This is a genomic window from Hyphomonas sp. ske169 (assembly GCF_056850855.1).
The window spans coordinates 454,884-477,658 of the sequence record NZ_CP096146.1 but is presented as its reverse complement, the minus strand read 5'-3'; the positions used below and the strand labels follow the sequence as shown (position 1 = coordinate 477,658).

The window sequence follows — 22,775 nt, the reverse complement described above, 5'->3', positions numbered from 1 at the left end:
ATCTGTCCAGAAATATTGACAACGTTATCAATCATGCCTACCCGTATTAAATGAAGCGACTGACATATGCATGAATAGCGGGACGCATAACCGGACAAACCAGGCGCAGGGAGGGTTGCCGTGACGAGAAATCTACTCCGAATGGGCATGGTCGGCGGTGGTCAGGGCGCCTTTATAGGCGACGTCCATCGCTTGGCAGCGCGCCTGGATGGACAGATTGAACTGGTCTGCGGTGCTTTTTCGAGAGATCCAGAGAATTGCATAGCAACCGGGCAGCAATTGGGGCTCGATCCCGCGCGTTGCTATGCGGACTATGATGAGATGATGCGAGCGGAAGCGGCGCTCCCAGAAGGCGAGCGCATGGATTTTGTTGCCATCGTGACGCCAAACCATGTTCATTTCCCGGTGGCAAAGGCGGCGCTGGAAGCGGGGTTCCACGTTCTGTCAGACAAGCCTGCAACGCTCAATTTGGAGGAAGCCAAAGCGCTCGCGAAGATCGTTCTTGCTAATGGTACTTTGGCTTACGGTTTGACCCACACCTATCTCGGCTATCCGTTGGTCAGTGCGGCGCGTTCGATCGTCGCCGAGGGCGGCATTGGGAAGGTTCGCAAGGTCTTCGTCGAATATATCCAAGGCTGGCTCGCCGCAGAGGTTGAGAATAAGCAAGCCGATTGGCGCACCGATCCGACGCGATCAGGCATCTCTGGTTGTATGGGCGATATCGGCACCCACGCGCATAACCTGGCTGAGTATGTCACTGGCAAAATCATGACCCATGTCGCGGCAGACCTCTCAGTCTTCGTTGAGGGCCGCCGGTTAGATGATGATGGCTCAGCACTATTTAGGATGCAGGATGGCGTCAAAGGTGTGCTCAGCGCCAGCCAAATCTGCGTCGGCAAAGAGAACAGTCTGTCGATCCGAGTCTATGGTGAGACGGGCGGCCTGGAATGGAATCAAGAAGAGCCGAACACATTGGTGCGAACCTATGCCGATCGCCCGACTGAAATCCTGCGTGCCGGTCAAGGCTATTTGCCAGAACACGTTCAAGCCGGTTTCCGGGTCCCTCCTGGACATCCCGAAGGTTATATTGAAGCTTTTGCCAACATCTATCTGGAATTTGCGGAAGCGCTGCAAACTCAAGGCGGCGTGAAAGCCGGTATCGAAGCTGCTGTGCGCGGCATGGCGTTCGTCGAGGCGCTGGTTGAGAGCAGCAATAACGATTCAAATTGGACGGAGATCACAGCATGAAGACCATGCAAGGCCCAGCCATTTTCTTAGCCCAATTTATGGGCGATGCGCCGTTTGATACAATGGAAAATGCCTGCCGCTGGATGGCTGACGCAGGCTATAAGGGTGTGCAGATCCCGTCGGACAATCCGGCCTGCATCGATCTCAAACAGGCAGCGGAAAGCAAAACCTATTGCGACGAGTTTAAAGGCCAATGCCGCGAATGGGGTGTCGAGATTACCGAGCTCTCTACCCATATCCAAGGTCAGCTTGTGGCGGTGCACCCAGCCTATGACACCGCCTTTGACGCGTTTGCGCCTGCGGAATTGCACGGCAATCCAAAAGCCCGCCAGGAGTGGGCGGTTCAGCAAGTGAAGTATGCCGCCAAGGCGTCGCAGAATTTGGGGCTCGACCGGTCTGTATCCTTCCCAGGTGCATTGGTCTGGCCATTCATGTATCCATGGCCGCAGCGTCCCGCGGGTCTGGTCGAAGAGGGATTTAAAGAGCTCGCCAAACGCTGGCGTCCAATCCTCGACTATTATGACGAGTGCGGCGTCGACATCTGTTACGAGATTCATCCGGGCGAAGACTTGCATGACGGCGTGACGTTCGAGCGTTTCCTGGAAGAAGTCGACGGGCATGCCCGCTGCAACATCCTCTACGATCCGAGCCACTTCATCCTGCAGCAGCTCGATTATCTGTCTTTTATTGATCACTATCATGACCGCATTCGCATGTTCCATGTGAAGGATGCCGAGTTTCGTCCGAACGGCAAGAGTGGTGTCTATGGCGGGTATCAAGGCTGGGTTGAGCGACCAGGCCGGTTCCGGTCGCCCGGCGATGGCCAAATCGATTTCGGCGCGATTTTCAGCAAGCTTGCCGGGTATGACTTTGACGGCTGGGCCGTGGTCGAATGGGAATGCGCCTTGAAGCATCCAGAAGACGGCGCGCGCGAAGGCGCCAAGTTCGTCGCTGATCACATTATCCGCGTCACCGATAAAGCCTTTGACGATTTCGCGGGCGGCGAAGTCAGCACCGAGGCGAACAGAAAAATGCTCGGACTGGCATAAGACCAGCCGCGCGTGGGAGGAAGTATGAGCACCATGACAGAAGCAGCGCCGTCGAGCGCCGGTATTAATCGGAACCAATTGTTTTGGCTCAGTTGCTTGTCACTGATCGTCACGGCAATGACGTTCGCGATCCGCGCCGGAATCCTGACCCAGCTCTCAGAGGAGTTTCAGCTGAGTGATACGGAACTGGGCTGGGTCAACTCCATGGCCTTCTTAGGCTTCCCGCTCGCCATGGTTGTTTTCGGCTTTCTCTATAATAAGCTCGGGCCGCGCCTGATTATGATCTTGGCCTTTGCCGGTCATGTGCTGGGGCTCGTGCTCACCATCACCGCTGGTGGTTTCCTCGGGCTGTTGATCTCGACCTTCTTTATCGGCTTCGCCAATGGTTCGGTTGAGGCGGCTTGTAATCCGTTGGTCGCGGATCTGTATAAAGACGACAAAACCAAGTGGCTGAACCGGTTCCATGTCTGGTTCCCGGGCGGCATCGTCATCGGCGCGGTCGTCTCATACTTGATGACCAATGCCGGGATTGGCTGGCAGCCGCAAATTGCGATCATGCTGATCCCGACCGCCATCTATGGCTATATGGTTTTCACCACTAAATTTCCTGACGTTCCTGAGATCGAAAAGATCGTGGATCTCGACGCCAAGGGCCTATTGCTGATGACAGCAATATTTGGCCTCTTGGTCCTGATCGGGACCCCCAATGATCTGGTCGCAGGACTGCCCGGCACTTTCATCCTCCCCTTGTTGTTGGTGCTGGGCCTCACTTTCTTGCTGATGCTGTTCCGCGCCGGACGGGCCCGCGATGCGGCGCTGCTCATCGTCTTGATGGGGATTATGAGCGTGACCGCCACCTCCGAACTCGGCACTCAGCAATGGGTTGACCGGATCCTCGGCGCGCAGCTGGGCGGTATTCCGGGCCAGGCGATGATTGTGCTCGGCATGGTCACCGGGATCATGGCGGTTGGGCGGTATTTTGCTGGACCCTTGATCCATGCTCTCAACCCCATTGGTGTGCTGCTTTTGAGTGCGATCCTGACCACACTCGGCCTGTTTCTAATGTCGTCGGCATCTGGCGCGATGGTCTATGTCTCGGCCATCATCTTCGCCATCGGCGTCTGTTATTTCTGGCCGACCATGATCGGAGTGACCGCGCAATATGTGCCGCGCTCCGGTGCGCTCGGGATGAGCCTGGTCGGTGCGGCCGGAATGTTCGCCCTGACTATCTGGAACCCAATCATTGGTGGCTGGATCGACAGCGCCCGCGCCGCAGCTGAATCTGAAGGCCTCACGGGCAACGCGGTTGAAGTTGCTGCGGGCCAAGGCGCGCTTTCGCAACTGGTCTATTTCCCCGTCGCCCTCATCGTGGTCTTCGCGGCGCTCTTCATGGCGCGGAACTGGATCAAAGCCACGTCCGGCGAAGACGTTGAGCAAGCGCATTAAAGGAGACCGCAGAGAATGACGGATATCAATTTTGATCGCAGAGACATGTTCAAAGGCTTGCTCGCGATCTCGGCTGCCGGGGCTCTAGCGGCGTGCGGCGGCGCGCAGGGGACTGGGTCGAGCCAAGACACAGTTAGTAATGAGGCAGGGTCTGGCTTTTTCAACGAATCGGAACTCGCACTGATTTCGGCACTTGCCGATACGATCATTCCAACCAAAGAAACCCCGGGCGCAGTGGCCGCAGGTGTCCCTGACACATTGCAAGCGCTGGCAACCGAATGGGGAGATGATGGGTTTCGAACCTATTGGCGCGATGGCCTCAGCACAATGAAGGCTGCGCTGGCGGAACAATCGGGCTCAGAGTTTGAAGCGCTTTCCACAAACCAACGCGAAGCGGAATTGTCGGCATATGATGCGCGCGTCTTTGATGGCGAAACTGAAGACGATTTCTATCGCGATTTCAAATCGACTTTGGTTCAGGCCTATTACATGTCCGAACCGGGCGCGACTGAAGAGCTGGCCTATGAGCCGGTTCCGGGTGAGTGGATCGGATGTGTCCCGCTCGCTGATTTTCCAAAAACATGGGCGACTTAAGGCATGACTGATTTTGATGTAATTGTTGTTGGCTCTGGTATGTCAGGCGGCTGGGTCGCCAAGGAAATGTCTGAGCAGGGCTTTAAGGTCGCCGTAATCGAACGCGGTCGCAAAATCACTGCCGATAAAGACTATTCTGATTTTATCGATCCATGGGATGTCGAGCATCTCAATCGCGACTCCCAGGAGGTTCTTGAAGATTATCCGATCCAATCCACGGTTTATGCGTTCCAATCCTTCACCAAACAGTTTTGGGTGAAAGACAAAGAGCATCCTTATGAGACCGCTGATGGGACCGATTTCACATGGCTCCGCGGGTATCATGAAGGCGGCAAGTCCATCATGTGGGCGCGGCAATGCTATCGCATGTCGGAGATCGATTTTGAGGCCAATGCCCGCGATGGTCACGGCGTGGATTGGCCCGTTCGTTATGCCGATCTCAAGCCTTGGTATGATTATGTTGAGCGCTTTGCTGGTATTTCTGGGTCCATGGAAGGCTTGGACATCCTTCCCGACGGTGTATTTCAACCCCCGCACGACCTGACCTGCGCCGAACTGGACTTTCGCGACAAAGTTGAGGCCGCGTTTCCTGGTCGACGTGTCATACCTGGCCGGGCCGCCAACTTAACCGAACCCACACAAGAGCAAATGGACCTCGGACGCGGCAAATGCCAGGCGCGGAACCATTGTTATCAAGGCTGTAGCTTTGGCGCTTATTTCAGCTCTAATTCGGCCACTCTGCCCGCCGCACGCCGGACCGGGAATATGACACTGATCCCAGACACGGCCGTACATAAAGTCATCGTCGATGAGACCACAGGTCGGGCCACCGGCGTGGAGACGGTCGACACGGCAACGGGCGAGCGTAAAGAAATAACGGCGCGGGTGGTGTTTCTGAACGCAGGCACGATCCCCTCCACAATGATCCTGATGAACTCAGCCTCAAGCGCGGCGCCGAACGGTCTGGCTAATAGTTCGGGCCAGCTCGGAAAAAACATGATGGATCACCATTCTGGCGCGCGGGGGTCAGCGATCTTGCCTGGCAATCTCGACAAACACACATTTGGACGTCGCCCGAATGGCTTCTATATTCCGCGCTTCCGCAACCATACGGAAGAGGCGGAAGGCTTTGTTCGCGGCTTTGGCTATCAAGGCGGCGCTATGCGCGATCGCTGGTGGCGCGCCATGGGGCAGAAAGGCGTCGGCGAGGATTTGAAAGCGGCAGCGCGTTCGCCCGGGCCGTGGCGGATTGGCATGGTAGCCTTCGGTGAAGTGCTTCCGAATGAACGAAACCATATTCGACTACATCCCAACAAGACCGATAAATGGGGTTTCCCAATTCCGGTCATGGATGTGCGCTGGGGTGATAATGAGCGCAATATGGTCCGCCAAGCCATCCGCGATACACGCGCCATGCTCGAAGCCGCTGGCGGGATCGATATCCAAACCGATGATCCCGATACAGCTGAACCGGCACCACCTGGGATTGGTATTCATGAAATGGGCACTGCCCGGATGGGACGTGATCCATCGACATCTGTATTGAACAAATGGAACCAATCTTGGGATATCCCAAATCTGTTTGTCACGGACGGCTCATTCATGGCGTCTGGCGGCTGTCAGAACCCATCACTTAGCTATATGGCGTTCTCAGCGCGCGCCGCGCACCACGCGGCAGAATTGATGAAAGAAGGGGCTCTATAGAAGATGAAACTCAATCGTAGACAATTCGTTGGAGCGTCAGGTGCCAGCCTAATCTTAGGAGCTTGCGCAGGCAAAATTGCACAGTCCCCAATCGCTGCCGCGCCAACCGGGCAGATCGATAAGATTGGAATCCAGACCTATACGTTGCGAGAAGCTATGGCGGAGGATTTTGTCGGCACGCTGCAAATGATCAAAGATGTCGGCTATGATTATGTCGAGCTGAATGGTCGCAACTTTGCTGACAGATCGCCTGCAGATCTGAAACTAATCCTGAATGATATCGGACTTCCATCGCCGATTACGCATGTCGATTATGATAGCCTCGCCAATCGCCCGTCCGAAGTCGCGGATGCGGCGTCTGTGCTCGGCTGTAGCCACGTCATCTTGCCATGGATTTCAGATGAGCAACGCGGGCGCGATCAATATAAGGTCCATGCGGAAATGCTAAACCGCGCCGGCGAGGTGCTCAGCGCGTCAAACATCACCGTTGGTTATCACAATCATCAATTTGAATTTTTTGACCTTGGTGATGGCGAAACGGGAATGAATATTTTGCTGTCTGAAACCGATCCGAACCTGGTCGCGTTTGAGCTTGATCTTTTCTGGGCGGCGCTGACGGGCGCTGATATTGTCGAGCTGTTCAGACAACACCCCGGGCGCTTTAAAATGTGCCACATCAAAGACCTATCGGGTGATGCGAGCCCATACCGAGACAGTCTGGATTTCCCTGCGATTGTGCAAGCTGTGATGGCAAATGTTGGCGAGGGTGATCTGCCGTTCGAACAGTATTTCGCCGCTAATGATGTTTCCGGCATGGTGTATTTCATCGTTGAGCACGACAATCCGCCCAGACCCTTCCGGCAATCGGTGGAGACCAGCTTAGCCGCCGTTCGGGCTATGCGATTCTAGCCGCGCCAATATCGCGCAGTCACAATTGCGCCATTCATGCTCAAATACGCCTTCCGAACTGAACGGAGCGGTAGAGTCATGTTTGAGCATCCAATTCGATCTGGCATTTTCGAGCGTTGCGGGCGATGCGGAAAAGGGCGGCTGTTTCGCGGCTACCTAAAGTTCCAAGAAGAGTGCGATGTCTGCGGCCTCGACTTCCGCAAAGCCGACACGGCGGACGGGCCAGCTTTCTTCGTGGGCAGCCTGACCATGATCCTGTTTGCGCCTTTCTATTTCATCTTGCCAATCGTTGATCTTCCGGTGTTCGCGTTGATCGGCTTGTGGATCCTGCTCATCGGGGGGATGGCGGGGTTTGCTTTGGTGCTGTTGCCGAAATTCAAAGGCGTGCTGTTCAATCTTCAGGTGCGACACAAAGCCGAGGAAGCGAGCTTTGAGAGCACGGGGCAGCACGGGCAACCGCCGCGGAACTGGAAACACTAGGTCATCGCGCGCAAAGAAAAAGCGGCCCACAAGTGAGCCGCTTTTCGAGGTTGAGGTGTTTGACCGCGCTAGCGAATGCGCTGGGCCAAGTCACGCAGCGTGGTTTTCAATTCTGTCATCCGCATCGCCGCAATGCTGTCGGCATTAGATGGCTTCAAGCTCGACGCCAAAGACCGCAGCTTGTTCGAAACGCGGCGGTTCTTTTCGTCCGCTGCAAGCGCTTGTGCGGCCGCTGAAACAGTCTCCGCATATTCGGACGCATCATCCGCCGTCATATCATTGCTTCGCACGAGTTGATCGACAAAAGCGAGGGCGACGGACGGGTCGCCTTCCGGCCAGGTCACCTTGAATTGCTGCTGCGGATTGAACAGCTCACCTTGGTCAGCGACGGCGGCTGCCGCGAGTTCGTTCTCGCTAATCAAGCCGCTGGCGTTCAGTTCGAACACATCCAATCCGCGCACAATTTCGGTGCCGTAGATTTTGCCGTCATACCAGTAAGTCGACCAATAACCGCCGAGGATCAGGCGTTCATCATGGACTGGGCCACGGTCAAAGTAAGCGATTTCTTGTGGGTTCGCGCTATCGGTAAAATCAATCACGGACATGCCGCCTTGATACCAAGCTTGGACGAAAATATCGCGGCCTGGCACCGGCACAACAGAGCCATTATGAGCAACGCAATTCTCTTGTTCGGTTTGCGGGGCTGGTAGTTTGAAATAGCTGCGGAATTCTAACTTGCCGTCGACAATGTCATAGATCGCATTGGCGCCCCAATCCATAGGGTCAGACGCGCGACAGCGCGGACGACTGCCGCCGCCCCATTCATCAGTGAACAGCACTTTAGTGCCATCATTGTTGAACGTGGCAGAATGCCAATAGGCGAATTTTTGATCGAGGACAGCGTCAATCCGAGTTGGACTGTAAGGATCGGAAATGTCGAAGATCACGCCGTTGCCAGAGCACGCGCCCGCAGCGATGTTTTTCTCGGGGAAGACAGTGATGTCATGACAGTGATCTGTCCGGCTGCTGTCTTGCGTGTCTTCGCCATGATCACCGCCTTGCCATAGGCCTGCAATCTGTCCTGAGTCCGCATCTGCGAACACCGCAGGGCTATCGACGATGCGCGCTTTGGAGGGATCATCGACTGGGATCTCAACTACATCAATTCTGAACAGGGCTGTGCGGTCATCACCAGGCACTTCTCCAACGCAACCTTCGAGCTCTTCGCCCTCGCGGATAGACGCGGTGCCAGAATTACAGACGACAATCTTGCCGTCCTCATCTGGACCAGAAACGACGGAATGGGTGTGCGAACCGCGGCAGGTTTGGACAAGACCAACTTGTGTTGGCCGTTTCGGATCAGAGATATCGAAGATACGAAGGCCGCGGAACCGGTCTTCACTAATGTCTTCAGAGATCCCTTGCAGACCACAATCAACCCGGCCTCGCGTCTGCTCGACAGACATAATCAACAAGTCGCCAACGATCGAAACATCGCCTTGGCCGCCGGGGCAGACGACAGAGCTGATCAATTGCGGCGCCGCGTCTTCCACTAGCGTGTAAATGTTGAAGCCGTGATAGTTGCCAACGACGAGCATATCGCCCGCGAAGGCCATGTCGGTGTTTGAGAAACTGAGAAGCGGCGACCGCTCGCCCCATTCTGTTTCTTCATTTGTTTGATCCTCTTCCCGATTAGCCTCATCTTCCGCCGCAGCCATTTCCATGTCGCCATGGTCAGCATGATCATGATGACCGTCATGCGCGGCCATGTATTCACCGTCATCTTCGCTGTCATCTGCTTCAATCACAGGCGGAATACCTGCGGGGTTCTGAGGGTCGAAGAAGCCTGGAGGCTTGGGTAAGGAGGCCGTTTTGGTGAGATTAGAAATCGCTTCGCCAGCATCTCTGAATCCGGCAGACAGGGCTGCTCTCGGATCACTCGATAGGCCTGAGAGCATGTCATTCATACGCTCAATCTCGGCGCTTTGATCGTTTTGAATGTCGGTGATGAAGTCGAACAGGACGGGATCGTATGCCGAGCCGGGCTGCTCGAGCAGATCCTCAACCATGGTCAGCGCCCCTTCATGATGACGGATCATCAAAGTCAAAAAGAGCTCGTCAAATGCCACGCCTTCTGATGCGGCAAGGTCTGCCATTTGCTCCGGCGTCGCCATGCCCATCATCTCATGTGACATGTGCGTGGCGTGATGCGCGTGCGCGCCCGGAAGGCCTTCCCCGCGATCGGCCAGCCAGTCTTTCATGAATTGGATTTCGTCCGCTTGAGACGCATCGATGCGTCCGGCAATACCGACGAGCGTTTCACTATTGGTGCGCTCGGAGACGAGCGCTGCCATTTCGACCGCTTGGGCATGATGCGGGATCATGTCCTGCATGAATTTCACATCATCGTTTGAATAGCTCGTGTCCGCGATGGCGGAGGCTTCTTCAGCGCTCAACTCTTTCGCGGGTTCGCCAGGCGCGCCCGGTTGAATGATGGCAACGTCTTGCGCAGCAGCTGCGGTACATGCCAGCGATAAAGCAAACAGGCTGGTTGCCGCTTTCAAGATCCAACGATCCGAAACGGTTTTGGTGAATGAAGTCATGATCTACCCAACTTAGCTCTTTTGTAATGAGACATAGTGATAATCTTGCGCAGCAAGACTTGGCAATTGGAAACGCCAAATATTTCAAATTCAATCCGCGCCATGAGCTCGATCGAGAAATTTTTGCCTGAAAAGCATCAAGGCGCGCAAGAATGTTGTTCGCGGGTGTTGGTCAGTTTTTCCTGCGTGTTTGAGAAATTCTTCTCAGTCGAATCCTCATCAGCGCTTAGGATTTCAAACAGACTTGTCGCTTCCGCAACGGTTCCACATACGGTGTCATCGGTTTCTGACGCGGCGGCGAAAATGAGAAGGGAGTTCATCAGGATGCGTTGATAGTACGGATCATCTGGGAACTGCTCATCGAGTTGCCGAGCGAGTGATAGCGCTTCCGTGGCGGTGATAAGTGATTCTTCCGCTTGGCCCGCATTGAACAGGAAAGAAGCGTGGTTTAGCAGAGTGGAATTGAGCCCTTCGATGCCGCCTGCATCTTCTGGGTCTTGGGCCTTAATGTTGCGCGCAAGATCGATCGCTTTGTTGCTCTCTAATACCGCTTGAGGAAAGTCTTTGGCTTTTTCATAGGCCCTGGCCAATTCCATATAGGTGACCATAAGCTGGGTCTGGTAATAATAATTGTCGGGCGCGTTTTCGAGTTGGGTCACGCGATGACCTTCAGACACTCGCAAGGGCGCGATGGCTTCTTCAGGCCGGTCGAGCTGGTTTAAGAATTCCGCTTCTTGAACCGCCATGTACGCCGCCATTTCTTCGCCGCCGCCGCCAAACCGTTCGTTCAGCTCTGGCGTCAGTTCGGTCTGCCACTCCCGCACTTCGGCCAAGCCCGTTTCGTACTCTTTCATGTCGTGCAGGATCTGCAAACGGTCGGTGCGGCCGCTCCAAAAATGGCGCAATAGCGTGCGTTCATTCTCGTCCGCAAGGGCGACGCCGCGCTCTGCCGATTCTAGGACTTTTGCATTATATTCCAGGGCAGTCTCTGGATTGAGCCTGTAAATCAAATTCTGCATAGTAAGCCCGCGTTGCACAAAGATTTGCTCGGCGAGCGCACTTGTATTGTTTGGATCTTTCTCAATCAGGCGTTCGAATGCGGCGTCGGCTGCAGTGAGCAATTCTAGCGACTTGTCCGTATCGCCAAGATTGGACATCCCCAGGCCACCATACATATCGGCGAGGCGGCTATTGAGCTGACCGACATCAAATAAAACATCGTCGGGTGCATGCTCATCCTCAGCAAGTTGCGCCACATATTCTGACAAAAGGTCGGCGAGTTTCTGGCGAGGCTTTAGCGTGCCTGAGACTTCCGCGAATTCATCATAGGCTTCAAACACGAGAGATCGGCTGAGGGTTCGAGCTTGTTCAAACCGCGCATTTGCGCGATCGAGGGCGGCTTCTGCACGTTGGTACTGGAGTAATGTGACGACGAATGCGCCGGTAAGAGCGAGAACGCTGGCGGCAGCAAAAGTCACAAGCAAACGACGGCGACGAAAATACTTTCCAAACCGGTACCCTGCCGATCCGTTCCGAGCCTCGACCGGGTATCCAGTTCGATAGGCATGGATGTCATCATACAGCGCTGAGATCGAGGCGTAGCGATGTTCGGGCGCCGGAGCTGCGGCTTTGGAAATGATCGCCTCTAGATCATTATCAAGACCCGCTTTTTGAAGCATCACTTCGAGCAGTTTGCCAAGCGAATAGACATCCGAAAGCGTATTTGCTGCCGCGCCTTGGCTCCGCTCAGGGGCCGCGAAGCCTGGTGTAAAACTCAGTGAAGCTAGTGAGTTAGATCCAGCAGCGGGATCAACATCTTCACTTGATTGGGGTTTGGCGATGCCGAAGTCGATGAGTTTTACGTCAGCCTCATTCGTTACCAGCACGTTTGACGGAGTCAGGTCACGGTGGATGATCAGGTTTTGGTGCGCATGTGCGACAGCATCGCAGACTTTCTCAAACAGCTCCAAACGCGTGTTTTTATCTTTCGGGGCGGTCTCAATCCATTCGCCAAGCGAGATGCCATCCACCAGTTCCATCACGATATAGGGTGATCCATCTGGCAAGGTGCCGCCGTCAAAAAGCTTGGCAATCCCTGGATGGTTTAAGCTGGCAAGTGTTTGACGTTCGCGTTCAAATCGAGCGGTCAGCGCTTCAGAGAATAATCCCGGGCGGACGATTTTGATCGCCGCGATATGTTCGAAATCACCTGTATCGCGTTCGCCTTTATAGACGGCACCCATGCCGCCTTGGCCAATTAGATCAGTGATTTTGTAATTGCCGGCGCGTTCGGGGATTTCAGGATCTTCTGCATCGGCGCGGGCGCCTCCCGTACGCAAGAGAGAGGAGGCCGATTGATCTTTTGCAAGCAGCTTTAAGACCCGTTCGATCAATTCCGGCTGATCAGCAAATTGGTGCCTGAGCCAGTCTTCGCGTGTGTCCGAGGGTTGATCTAGCGCCGCGGACAGAACACGCATCACTTCTTGTTCGAGATCATCTGAACTCATTGCGGCATACTTTCTAAACTATCGAGCAACCAGAGGCGTGCGACTCGCCAGCTTCGCTTGATCGTGGATTTGGAAAGGTTTTTTACGATCGCGATCTCATCGAGGGAGAGCCCGCCAAAATATCTCAGCTCAACAATATCGGCTTTTTCTTCATCAATGATTTTGAGGCGGATGAGGGCTTTATCCAGCGCATCGAGTTCAATGCGCTCTGCACCGGCGCCCGCAAATTGCGTGATCAGCGTGACCTTTTGATGAGATCTTTTGTCGGTTGATTTCGCGCGTGCGTGATCCACCAAGACCCGGCGCATCGCGCGCGCGGCGAGGGCCAGAAAGTGCGATTTGTCAGCCCAATCAATCTTGCTCATACGCACTATTCGAAGGACCGCCTCATTCACCAAATCACCGGTTGAAAGGGATGAATTTCGTTCGCTTCGGAGCAGCGCGGCTGAGATTTGTCGCAGCTCTGAATAGAGGAGTTCAAACAATTCATTGCGCGCTTGCTCGTCTCCGGCGCGCCAAGCGTCAAGCAATTCATCAATTCTAGAGCCTTGATTTTCCGTCATAAATAACCCCACACGCGCCAATAGTGTCGAATTCTAGCGGGCTCGACAAGGCCTCGTTTGCGAGTTCTGGAAAATTTTCTGATCCCGAGCTGACCCGTTTCCCGCGATTTCCGCGCCTTCAACAATAGACACAAATATTCTCGAGGGGATTGGAATGGACGAGGCGCTTAATCAAATTCCTCCAGAGGCGTGGCCGCTGGTCGAATTGCTTCTGAACACCACGATGGTCAGCGTTGCGATCTGGATTGCGGTGACCATTTTCGTCTGGTGGCGCAGGCATGCTTCTAATCTCACGCCGGTAAATGCGGCGCAGGCGAATGACAACGCCGCGCCCGATTTTTTGTCCGTCGATAAGAAAGCGCGCGACCAAGCTGAAAAGCGCGGCGAAGCTTTTGAAAAGGCACTTGAGGAAGAAGAGCGCGCGGCCGCTATGGCCGCTGCCCGTGGGGGGCGCACGCAACGGACCGTGTCGCAACGGCTCGCCGGGTTGTTGAGTTTCTTTATGTCACTCTTCACCCTGGCGACCATGATCTTCGGAGCGATCTGGCAGGTCTCTCGAATGGGTCAGTTGATGGAAGAGTATTCGACCATCGAACGAATTGCGACCGTTGTCCAAAATCATCCGATTTCATTTTCAGTCGCCGCTTTGGTGATCGGTTTTCACGTCTTTCGGTTCGTCACCGACCGTCAATGGAAGGAGGGCTGATCCATGGCCTCACAACCTCTTGTTCTTTCAGATCCAAACTTGTTGGCGGAATTTGTTCGCGAAGAAGAGCTTAAGTCGTTCTTTGAAAAGCGATTTGCCGCGCCGCCAGATCTTGCTGCGCTCTTGTTCAAAAATGGCGAGCTGATCGACTCCTTCAAAGGGGCTCATTTCTCCGTGGGCGGTATCGCAACCGCCATGAAAAGAGTGATCGGCGGCTCGACGCATGTCGCAATCATGCTGGCAGATCTCAAACCGTTTCCGGCGCAGATCCCGGTCTCGGCTTTGTCGAAAGACAATGTTGAAATTTCTGGCGTCGCGACGCTGGAATTACAGCTCAACCCGGATAAGCCGTCAAACATTCTGGGCCTAATGGGCGGCGTCTCGCGTCAGCAAACCCATGCGGCCGCGAGCGATGGTCCGCCAACGGGCCGCCGCGCGCTTTCGCGGATCGATATTGTCGATCGCATCGCGCCGCATTTTGCAGACCGTGTGATCGAAGCCGTTATTGGCCGCATGGATGCGACCGAGATTCGAGGCGAAACCGGGCTGCAGGATAAGATCCAAGCGGACATGATGCTGGAAGCCGAACGGATCTGCGGCGATATCGGGTTGATTGTCAGAGCTGCGTCGGTCGAATGGGCGATGAATGCGGCGGAGCAAGAGGCGCTCGAGCGCGCAAACATCGCGCGGCAACAAGAGGCGCTCGATTATCAGCTTGAGCTCCTCAAACGCGAAGTCGCGCGCCAATCCGAAGCGACAGAGTTTCAGCTGACCACGAATGTCGATCTCGCAAAACTTGAGACCGCTTCCGAGGATGAGCTCGCGCACATGGTGCTAAACAGCGAAGTCAGCTTCTTGGATGCCCGCGAAGATGCGACGCGCCGCCAAGAGATGCAGGCTTTGGCGCATGAGATCGAAATCCTCCGCACCGAGACTGCGTTCAAGATGCAGAGCCGGCTCGATGAAGCGACGCATCTGACCGATCTCACAAAAGAGAATGCAACGCTCCGTAAAGTCGAGCGTGAAATCGAAATGCTTGATGCCAAGCATACGGCAGAGATGAAAAAGGTCGGGAAATTCACCGATCTTGAAATCAAAGACCGTGAGCAACGCCTGGAGATGGAGCTGGCGCGGATCGCTGGGCGCGACGCAGCAGAACGGCTTAAGACCATCCAAGATATTGAGCATACCGGCAAAGACCGCGACGCTGATCGCGATATCAAATCCGCTGATGCGAAGACCCAAAGAGACATCAACGTTCAAAAGGCGGAAACGGACAGTCGGATCGCGCAGCTTCAAGCCGGCGCGAAAATGACGCCTGAGCAAATCCTCGCGATCAATGCAGGGCTTTCCACTGACGTCGCCGATGTCCTCAAAGAACAGGCCAAAGCCAACTCCAACCAGACGCAAATGGATGCGATGAAAGATCTCATCAAAGGCGCGGCGGAAGAACGCGAAGCCAGCCGAGCGCATGAATTGAACATTCTAAAAGCAGGGATGTCAGGCGCGAGCGGCGTGGCCCATGGCGCGGGCGGCAAATCTGGCGGAGGCGATGAAGCTGATGCGGCGCCGACAACGGTGGATTGCCCGAAATGCGGACGCACGCTGCCGGCCAAAGCAAAGTTCTGCACCGGTTGCGGCCACCGGATGAGAACTTGATCGCATGAGCGAGCCATTGACCCACGCCATTGTTCCTCCTCGCACACAAAAAGTGTGTTGCTATACGTCTGCCATAGAAGATGACGCAACGTATTGCGAGGATTGCGGCAAGCCCCTCATACGGTGCATGGCCGCCGAAGAATGTGGTGGTTTGCTGGACGACCATGGTCTCTGCACTGTCTGTGTGAGTCCTCATTTACAGGTGGATGCCGGGGCCATGGTCGCTGCGCGGGTCGGCGGGGCTGTATCGCTGCCGCTGTCAATTGCCAACCTATCTGTGGTCGGTCGGCCGATCTTTGTCACAAATGTTTGGACGCTCGAGGCCGGCGGTGAATGGCGCGAGCAATCCCTGGGTTGGGAGCGCCTTGCGGCTGGCGAAGTGAGTCCTGTATCGATCATTGCCGACAAGTTTGACCGGGCAGGCGCGCATAGTATTAAAGTGCTCGTCGCGCTTTCGAGCCGCTGGCGCTGGCGAGAGGAGCGGTTTGCCTTTGAAGCCACGCTCCGGCTCAACATCGAAGAAGACAAGTCTGGCAATGGGCCGGTTGTCAATCTGGGCAAAGAGTCGGCAGGGCACGGCAATGTCGTTTACATTTCTGGCCAGGACAAAAACCAAAATGAGGCCTCGACCGCAAAAGAGGCGATCACCCTCGCAATGGTTCGCGCTGAGCTCGAGGAACGCAGTCGCGGGCTTCGCGGCATAAGCAAAAACCTGTGGGTGCCGAAATCCACTCAGTTTCAATGGCGCGGTTTTGATACCCAAAGCGCGCCGCATGACGGCCCGCTTTTAAACGCAGATGGAATGCTCGCTTTTGGCCGTTCGCGCGCAAAGGCTGGCGACGGCCCGAATGATGCGCGCCTGCTTGTTCAAGACACCGACGGCAAGGTCGACGAAGACCTGAGCCGCCTGATCTCGAGACGTCATTTTGAACTCTATATCGAATGCGACCGCCTCATGTTGCGGGTCGAAAGCGAAGCCGGCGTTCGTGTGAATGGCGATGCGTATGGGCGCGGAAAAACCGTAAGCCTCAATGATGGCGACCGCATTTCGCCGCTCGTGAAGCACCCTGATCTGCTTGCCCTAAAACTGGATTTTCAAAGCGAACATGGCGCGGTTCGGACGGTGGCCGTCACCCGCCAACCGAAGACTGCGTAAGGAGATTTAGCCATGGCCAGTTGCCCGAAATGTCAAACCGCAGTCGAAGCCGATGCTCGATTTTGCCCGGAATGCGGACATGATTTGCAGGCCGCCGAACCTGACTTCGAGGCCATGCGGACTTTGGGTGGGCTCGAGACGTTCGACCACACGATCGTGCGCAAAGACAGCAATTTTGTCGTCCTCGAACCCGGCACTGTGTTCGCTGACCGGTATGAAATTCAAGCCGTCATCGGTCGCGGCGGAATGGGCGTCGTTTATAAGGCAGCGGATAAGCTGACCCAGCAGACGGTTGCCTTGAAACTCATCCGACCCGAACGGCTGACTGGGACGAATGCGATTGAAAAACTGATCGCTGAAGGCGTCACCGCGCGAGACATTCGTCATTCCAATATCGTTGCAGTCTATGATGTTGGCCAATCCGATGGCCAGCCTTTTGTCTCGATGGAGTATCTTGAAGGCCAATCCCTACGGGCGTGGCACAGAGAGCAAGTTCAGAATGGGGAAGACATTCCGCTTCGGGTTGCGGCCCGGATCATGGCGGAGATCATGGATGGCCTCAAAGCCGCCCATGCCGCCGGGGTGATCCATAGAGATCTGAAGCCCGAGAATATCGTGCTCGTTTCCGATCCTAATGAAGAGGCGGCGCCGCTGAAGATTCTCGATTTCGGGATTGCGCGGGCGACAGGCGCAGCGCTGGAAAGTGGAACGGGAACAGGTTTAGGCACGCCGCGCTACATGGCACCCGAACAGATCACAAATGCTGACAGTGCGGGGCCGCCCGCTGATATCTACTCCTCCTCGGTGATTTTCTACGAGCTTTTGGTCGGCGTCTTGCCCCAAGGCCATTGGCAGCCGCCTTCCGGTGGGCGCGCTGATGTGCCTACAGGGATCGATGAGTTGATCGAAAAAGGGTTGTCCAATCGCCCGGCCACCCGCACCCAGTCTGCAACGGCCTATCGAAAAGCGATCGTCGATGCGGTCAACATCCCGCAATCGAATGATATGTTCGATTTCAATTTCGACTGGGATCCCAAATATACAAAATGGGGCGGCATCGCAGCGGCGGCGATCATTGGCTTACTGATCATTGATGCAATGTTGCCCGACCCTAGCGATGACCCTTGCGAAGGATTGTCCGGATACGACTATAGAGAATGCCGCGGTGAGGTGTTGATTGGGCCAGGCTCTGAAGGCCCCCGTCCGTTCGAAGAACCGGAAACGATCATTCCGTCACCACCACCGCCTCCGCCTCCGCCACCCCCGCATCCCTACGAAGCACTGAACGGCCGGTGGCTGCATGAGCTTGGCGGATACAGCAACGTCACCGTTAGTCGCTCAGGCGTGATATCTGGGTCCGGAGTTTCGTCGGACGGTTTCAACTCGACCATGCGCGGTCAAATGTCGGGAACCAGCGCGACTTATACGGTGACGGCGCCGCAACTCGGGCTGACGATGAATGGCCGGTTTGTGTGGGATGGTGAATGTCATCTCAACTATCAGACATTTGATCCCAGCGGCTCCTTTATCGCCGACCAGGGGCAATTGCACATCAATCACCAACCAGGCGCGCCGTGCCCATCATGATGATCTGCAATCCTCTTCCGTTCGTCTTCACTTGCTGCCTTGCCAGCGTTCTAGAAAAGGAATTCTCAAATGTCTGATCCCTTAGCTGGTTTCTCGCTCGGCGGCTGTTTGGTAGATCCAAACCAGCCAGCTATGCCAATTGTTGAAGGGCAGGCAGGCAACTTGCCGGAACGGGTTGACCTTCGACAATTTTGTTCGCCCGTAGAAAACCAAGAAAATACGAACTCTTGCGTTGCCAACGCTGTGGTGAGCGCGCTTGAAATGCACCAAATCAAAGCGGGTCAACCGCTGACGGATATGTCCCGCTTGTTTGTATATTACAATTCTCGGGTCGTCGGAAATATGCAAAACCAGGATAAGGGGACGTTCGTGCATCATGCTATGGCGGCCTTGCTTGCCCATGGATGTTGCGAAGCCAAGTTTTGGCCATTCCAAAAATCCATGGTCAACGCCAAACCAAGCCAAGCTTGTTACGTCAATGCCTCATTCAACCAGGCCGTTCAATTTGCGCGTACATCGCATGGACAACAAGCGCTCACGGTGCTTGCGGAAGGCTTACCGATTGTGTTCGCGATGATGGCCCCAATCCAATACTACGCGATTGCGAATGAAACAGGAGTGATGCCTAAACCCGATCAGGTTCAAGTGCCGCCGGTGCCAACGGCGCATGCCATGCTTATGGTCGGATATGATCTAACAGATCGAACTTATTTGGTGCGAAACAGCTTTGGCACGGCATTTGGCGAAAACGGTTATTGCCGGATTCCATTTGAGACCATGGATGTTTGGGGAATGCCGACTCAATATTGGACGATCGGCGCGATCGCACAGGCCAATTCACTGACGGTAACAGGCCCGTCTATGAGCAGCGCTGCCGAGGGTCTTGGAGTTTCAGTATCCGCATCTGTGTCAGAACCTGAAGCGGGAAATTTGGATCAGCTTCGGTCTGATATCCGCTCTCGAATGTCATCAGACCTGGAGACCTCCAAAAGAGATTTCCGCAGCCGCTTGCGGGGCAAATAGGCACCCGCCGATTTACCCAAACGCCCAAGGAAAGGATTTCTCTCATGAACCGTTGGCTTACGATTACGCCATTCATGGCGATCCCAGTGGTTATCTATCTGCTGATTGCGCTCTTTTCGTCTGGGTCCGATGCGGCGGGTGTGCCGAACATTGTCGGCAAGCTCGACGCCGCTCTGTTCAATATGCCGATGATCTCTGGCATTAAGTGGCAGTTCCGTCTCGGTGATTTCATTATGCTGATTGGTCTGGTGACGCTGTCGATTGAAATCGTGAAATCAACCAGCACCAAATCAACCGCAATCGCCAATCATGCCACCTCGATCGGCATCATGGTCGTGAGCTTGATCCTGTTTCTGGCGGTGGGGAATTTTTCCACGTCGGTGTTCTTCTTCATCACCATGATGTGCGTGCTGGACGTTCTCGCCGGTGTGATGGTGTCAATTGTAGCCGCTCGCCGCGACTTTGGTGTGGGCGACGGATTCGTGGGGTAGGGGATTATGGACCGCATTATTGCACTACTGGCGGTATTGATCGGACAGTCGATTTTGACGGCCTGCGTCGCGCCGCGCGGTGCGGCGACGGTTAGTCCATCGGGCTACGCCTATAATGAAGCGATTGCGCAAACCAAAAGCGAGCAACTCTTGCTCAATTTGGTCCGATTGAAATATCGCGACGCGATTGTGTTTATGGATATTGATGGTGTCACCACGCAGCATCAATATGGCGCAACCCTCTCCGCCGAAGCGTTTCTGCCGTTTCAGAACGCGACCAGAGGGACAGGCCTCCTCGTTCCCGGCATTGGAACCAGTGAGACGCCAACGATTGTGTATAAGCCGCTCGATGGTAGCCAATTTGCGCAGGACATGCTGGCACCGATAACGCCTGAAACGATTGTGCTTTTGGCGAACTCTGGGTGGAGCATAGAGCGTTTAATGGCCTGCTGCATGGAACGGTTGGGGCAATTGTCAAACGCGCCAAGCGCCTCTGGCCCAACCCCGGATACGATCCCCAATAATGCCCGCTTCCGTGAAGCCACGCGCCTCATGCGTGACCTGCAGCGAACCGAAAAAGTACATGTTGAGCGCCTTCCGGGCAGCGAGGATGAGCCAGTCGAAACCGTGTTGCACATCAATGCGATCGATACGCCCGCCTGCGCCCGGCTGCAGACGCTACTTGGCAGCCGGGATTGTGAGATGCGCTACCAACTTGTCGCAAAAGGCGGCGGGTTAGATCAGGAGGAGTTGTTCGCGCAGACCCGAACTGTGCTTGGCGCGCGATATGCGCTTTCACATGTGGTCGAAGTACCGAGCGCGCATAAAAGCGGCGGATTGACCACAGCCAGCCGCGTTACGAGCCCAGAGACGCCAGATTGGTTGAGCTTTACCAGCGAATTGTTTCGCGTCGACTCCGGGATCGCGCCGCCAGCGGATGCGGCCGTAAAAGTGTTCTATCGCGATCACTGGTTCTGGATCAGTGATGATGACCTGGAGTCAAAAACTACATTCAATCTCTTGCTGTTCCTGCTTGCTTTGCAATCAGCCGCGAGTGATGGCGCGTCTCCGCTGTTGACGATTGATGCGGGGGGATAAGCGGCGACCGCTTGGGAGCCACGCTAGTCGAGGCTCTTTGGCGAGATAACATCCAAAGCGCCATCCCCATGTCGCTTCAGAAAGCCCCGTTTTTGCAACAAAGACAGCGCCCTGGAGGTCGATTCACGGGCCGCGTGTATTCGGACAGCCAATTCAGACACGCTCGGCGGGCTGGTAATCGTTGCCCGCTCATCATCCTGACTATCCTGTACGCCGAGCCGGTAGAGTTCCGAGTGTAAACGCGCAGAAGTTTGAAGCGTCGCGAGCTCTTCAAGATGCGTTGACGTATTGCGAACCCGTTCGGCCAATAGACGCGAAAGTTTCAACCCAAATGCCGGATTAGAAAGTACAGCTTGCTCAAAATCAGCAAACTCAACCGCCAGAACGGTGGATGGTTGCACGCAAATAACCGTCGAAGAGCGCGGCGTGCCGGTTAGGCCGGACATCTCGCCGATCAGGGCGTGGGGAGCAAAAGAAGACAACCAAATTTCATGCCCATTTTGGGAGTAGCGAACCGCTTTTAGCCCACCATCAACCAATAAGAACACCGTTTGCGAGGTATCGCCTTGGCTGACCAGATAATCGCCCGGTTGGAGATGAATGGCGCGGCTCGCTTGGGCAATATCATCAAATAAAGGACTCGCTTCCGTGCCGCCGATAAAGGCTGCCCAATGTTGTTTGAGTTCTAGCACCTGATCCATTTGCTCATCGGCATCCCATCGCAGACTTCAAGTCTTATTCGCTATGTTGCAGTATTCAAAGCGATTTTCTGGCTCAGCACGCAATAATCGCCGGTCATGATTGGGATTGTTCAGTGACACGCGCGAACTCGAACACTTCTTCGGCGAAGAGAGCTGGTTGTTCTAAGGCGGCGAAATGTCCGCCATCTTGGGGCTCGTTCCAATAGATCAGATTGGTCAGCCGTTTCTCCGTCAGCCGACGTGAGACCGAAAGGATTTCACCTGGAAACCGGCTGAAGCCGGCAGGCGTTTCCACGATTGAATAATCCAACGGCGTATAGTTTTTCCAGTAAAACCGCGCAGAAGAGGCGCCAGCATTGGGGATCCAATACATCATCACTGCATCAATCAATTTGTCGAAGGGGACCTGGGCCTCAAGCGCGCCATCATGGGCGACACCGGTCCAATAAATGTCCATAATCCACGCAGCAAGGGCGATGGGGGAGTCTGCGAGCGCATACCCTATCTTCTGCGGCTTATGGGTTTGCAATTGGGCGTAACTCGTTTGGGTCGACGTGAAGTTTTGCAGCTTTGTGAGGTCACTGATCTCAGCTTCGGTAAGTTCACCTGGCACAAAATTGACCGGATCAATCCACAAAGCGTTCAAGTGGATGGCCTTGCAATGATCCGGATCTTGTTGCGCCAGGGCGATCGTAATGGCGGAGCCCCAGTCGCCGCCTTGCGCATAGTATTCGCTATATCCCAAAGCCTCCATCAGGGCGGCCCATGCTTTTGCGGTTTGTTGAATGCTCCAATCCGTTTTTGGCGCAGACGAAAATCCAAAGCCTGGCGGCGCTGGGATAACAACGTCGAACGCTTCATCCCGGCTTCGCCCGTATTGGCAGGGGTTTGATAGACGCTCCGCAGTGTCCAAAAATTCCAAGATCGATCCTGGCCAGCCATGGGTCATAATGATCGCGCGTCTGGCTTTCTCGGGCGCACGGATATGCAGGAAGTGGACTTCCTCATCGCCGATCGTCGCGGCAAAACTACCCGCTTGCTTCAACGCCTCTTCAGTCCGGCGCCAGTCATATTGGTTGAGCCAATAATCGTGAAGCCTCTGCATCCATTCTAATGGCGGGCCTTGGTCCCACCCTTGGGCGGTCTCTCCACTCGGGAATCGGGTATCGCCTAGTCGTTTATACAGCTTGCTCAATTCACTGTCGCAGGTGATGATGGGTTTGGGTCGAATGTGGTTTATCACGTGCCAGC

General features: G+C 55.0%; 19 protein-coding genes. 14 read left to right on the top strand and 5 right to left on the bottom strand.

Going from position 1 to position 22,775, the window contains the following annotated elements; translation table 11 throughout:
- Positions 1-141 precede the first annotated feature (141 nt).
- The 7 genes from MY069_RS02290 (at position 142) to MY069_RS02260 (ending at position 7,430) form a co-directional block, all read left to right on the top strand.
- Entirely contained in the window at positions 142-1,248 is a 1,107-nt protein-coding gene (locus MY069_RS02290; RefSeq protein WP_482796742.1) for a Gfo/Idh/MocA family protein, read from the top strand.
- Positions 1,245-2,297 carry a sugar phosphate isomerase/epimerase family protein gene (locus tag MY069_RS02285; RefSeq protein WP_482795461.1) on the top strand — a complete coding sequence of 351 codons (1,053 nt, stop codon included), beginning with the start codon at positions 1,245-1,247 and terminating at the stop codon, positions 2,295-2,297. Before MY069_RS02290 ends, MY069_RS02285 begins: the two co-directional genes overlap by 4 nt.
- A gap of 24 nt (positions 2,298-2,321) precedes the next feature.
- Entirely contained in the window at positions 2,322-3,743 is a 1,422-nt protein-coding gene (locus tag MY069_RS02280; RefSeq protein WP_482795460.1) for an MFS transporter, read from the top strand.
- A gap of 15 nt (positions 3,744-3,758) precedes the next feature.
- Positions 3,759-4,337, top strand: coding sequence for a gluconate 2-dehydrogenase subunit 3 family protein (locus MY069_RS02275; RefSeq protein ID WP_482795459.1), 579 nt, complete (start codon positions 3,759-3,761; stop codon positions 4,335-4,337).
- A 3-nt stretch (positions 4,338-4,340) separates the two neighbouring features.
- The gene (locus MY069_RS02270; protein ID WP_482795458.1) at positions 4,341-6,041 is read left to right on the top strand and encodes a GMC family oxidoreductase; all 1,701 of its coding nucleotides are present in this window, start codon (positions 4,341-4,343) and stop codon (positions 6,039-6,041) included.
- A gap of 3 nt (positions 6,042-6,044) precedes the next feature.
- Complete coding sequence (locus tag MY069_RS02265; RefSeq protein WP_482795457.1) at positions 6,045-6,950, top strand: sugar phosphate isomerase/epimerase family protein; 906 nt, start codon at positions 6,045-6,047, stop codon at positions 6,948-6,950.
- Positions 6,951-7,028: 78 nt separating this feature from the next.
- Entirely contained in the window at positions 7,029-7,430 is a 402-nt protein-coding gene (locus tag MY069_RS02260) for a DUF983 domain-containing protein (protein ID WP_482795456.1), read from the top strand.
- Between the two features lie 68 nt (positions 7,431-7,498).
- On the opposite strand, the gene MY069_RS02255 is transcribed toward MY069_RS02260, so the two are convergent.
- The 3 genes from MY069_RS02255 to MY069_RS02245 form a co-directional block, all read right to left on the bottom strand.
- Positions 7,499-10,033 (bottom strand): DUF305 domain-containing protein, encoded by a 2,535-nt coding sequence (locus MY069_RS02255; protein WP_482795455.1) that lies wholly within the window; start codon positions 10,031-10,033, stop codon positions 7,499-7,501.
- A gap of 137 nt (positions 10,034-10,170) precedes the next feature.
- Positions 10,171-12,540, bottom strand: a complete 2,370-nt coding sequence (locus tag MY069_RS02250) for a protein kinase domain-containing protein (RefSeq protein ID WP_482795454.1) — start codon at positions 12,538-12,540, stop codon at positions 10,171-10,173.
- On the bottom strand, positions 12,537-13,103 hold the full coding sequence (locus MY069_RS02245) for an ECF-type sigma factor (RefSeq protein ID WP_482795453.1): 567 nt from the start codon (positions 13,101-13,103) through the stop codon (positions 12,537-12,539). The genes MY069_RS02250 and MY069_RS02245 overlap by 4 nt, the downstream gene beginning before the upstream one ends.
- Positions 13,104-13,257: 154 nt before the next feature.
- Between MY069_RS02245 and MY069_RS02240 the strand changes: the two genes are divergently transcribed.
- The 7 genes from MY069_RS02240 (at position 13,258) to MY069_RS02210 (ending at position 20,823) form a co-directional block, all read left to right on the top strand.
- Positions 13,258-13,809: a hypothetical protein gene (locus tag MY069_RS02240; RefSeq protein ID WP_482795452.1), complete on the top strand. Its 552-nt coding sequence runs from the start codon at positions 13,258-13,260 to the stop codon at positions 13,807-13,809.
- Between the two features lie 3 nt (positions 13,810-13,812).
- On the top strand, positions 13,813-15,468 hold the full coding sequence (locus tag MY069_RS02235) for a zinc ribbon domain-containing protein (protein ID WP_482795451.1): 1,656 nt from the start codon (positions 13,813-13,815) through the stop codon (positions 15,466-15,468).
- 4 nt (positions 15,469-15,472) lie between these two features.
- The gene (locus MY069_RS02230) at positions 15,473-16,624 is read left to right on the top strand and encodes an FHA domain-containing protein (protein WP_482795450.1); all 1,152 of its coding nucleotides are present in this window, start codon (positions 15,473-15,475) and stop codon (positions 16,622-16,624) included.
- Between the two features lie 12 nt (positions 16,625-16,636).
- Entirely contained in the window at positions 16,637-18,211 is a 1,575-nt protein-coding gene (locus MY069_RS02225; RefSeq protein WP_482795449.1) for a serine/threonine-protein kinase, read from the top strand.
- Between the two features lie 69 nt (positions 18,212-18,280).
- Positions 18,281-19,234, top strand: coding sequence for a C1 family peptidase (locus MY069_RS02220; RefSeq protein WP_482795448.1), 954 nt, complete (start codon positions 18,281-18,283; stop codon positions 19,232-19,234).
- A gap of 44 nt (positions 19,235-19,278) precedes the next feature.
- Entirely contained in the window at positions 19,279-19,725 is a 447-nt protein-coding gene (locus tag MY069_RS02215; protein WP_482795447.1) for a hypothetical protein, read from the top strand.
- Positions 19,726-19,731: 6 nt separating this feature from the next.
- On the top strand, positions 19,732-20,823 hold the full coding sequence (locus MY069_RS02210) for a hypothetical protein (protein ID WP_482795446.1): 1,092 nt from the start codon (positions 19,732-19,734) through the stop codon (positions 20,821-20,823).
- 23 nt (positions 20,824-20,846) lie between these two features.
- Here MY069_RS02210 and MY069_RS02205 read toward each other — a convergent pair whose 3' ends face one another.
- Both MY069_RS02205 and MY069_RS02200 read right to left on the bottom strand, forming a co-directional pair.
- A complete protein-coding gene (locus MY069_RS02205) occupies positions 20,847-21,524 on the bottom strand; it encodes a Crp/Fnr family transcriptional regulator (protein WP_482795445.1) in 678 nt (225 codons plus the stop codon).
- Between the two features lie 94 nt (positions 21,525-21,618).
- Positions 21,619-22,767 carry an epoxide hydrolase family protein gene (locus MY069_RS02200; protein WP_482795444.1) on the bottom strand — a complete coding sequence of 383 codons (1,149 nt, stop codon included), beginning with the start codon at positions 22,765-22,767 and terminating at the stop codon, positions 21,619-21,621.
- Between the last annotated feature and the right edge of the window lie 8 nt (positions 22,768-22,775).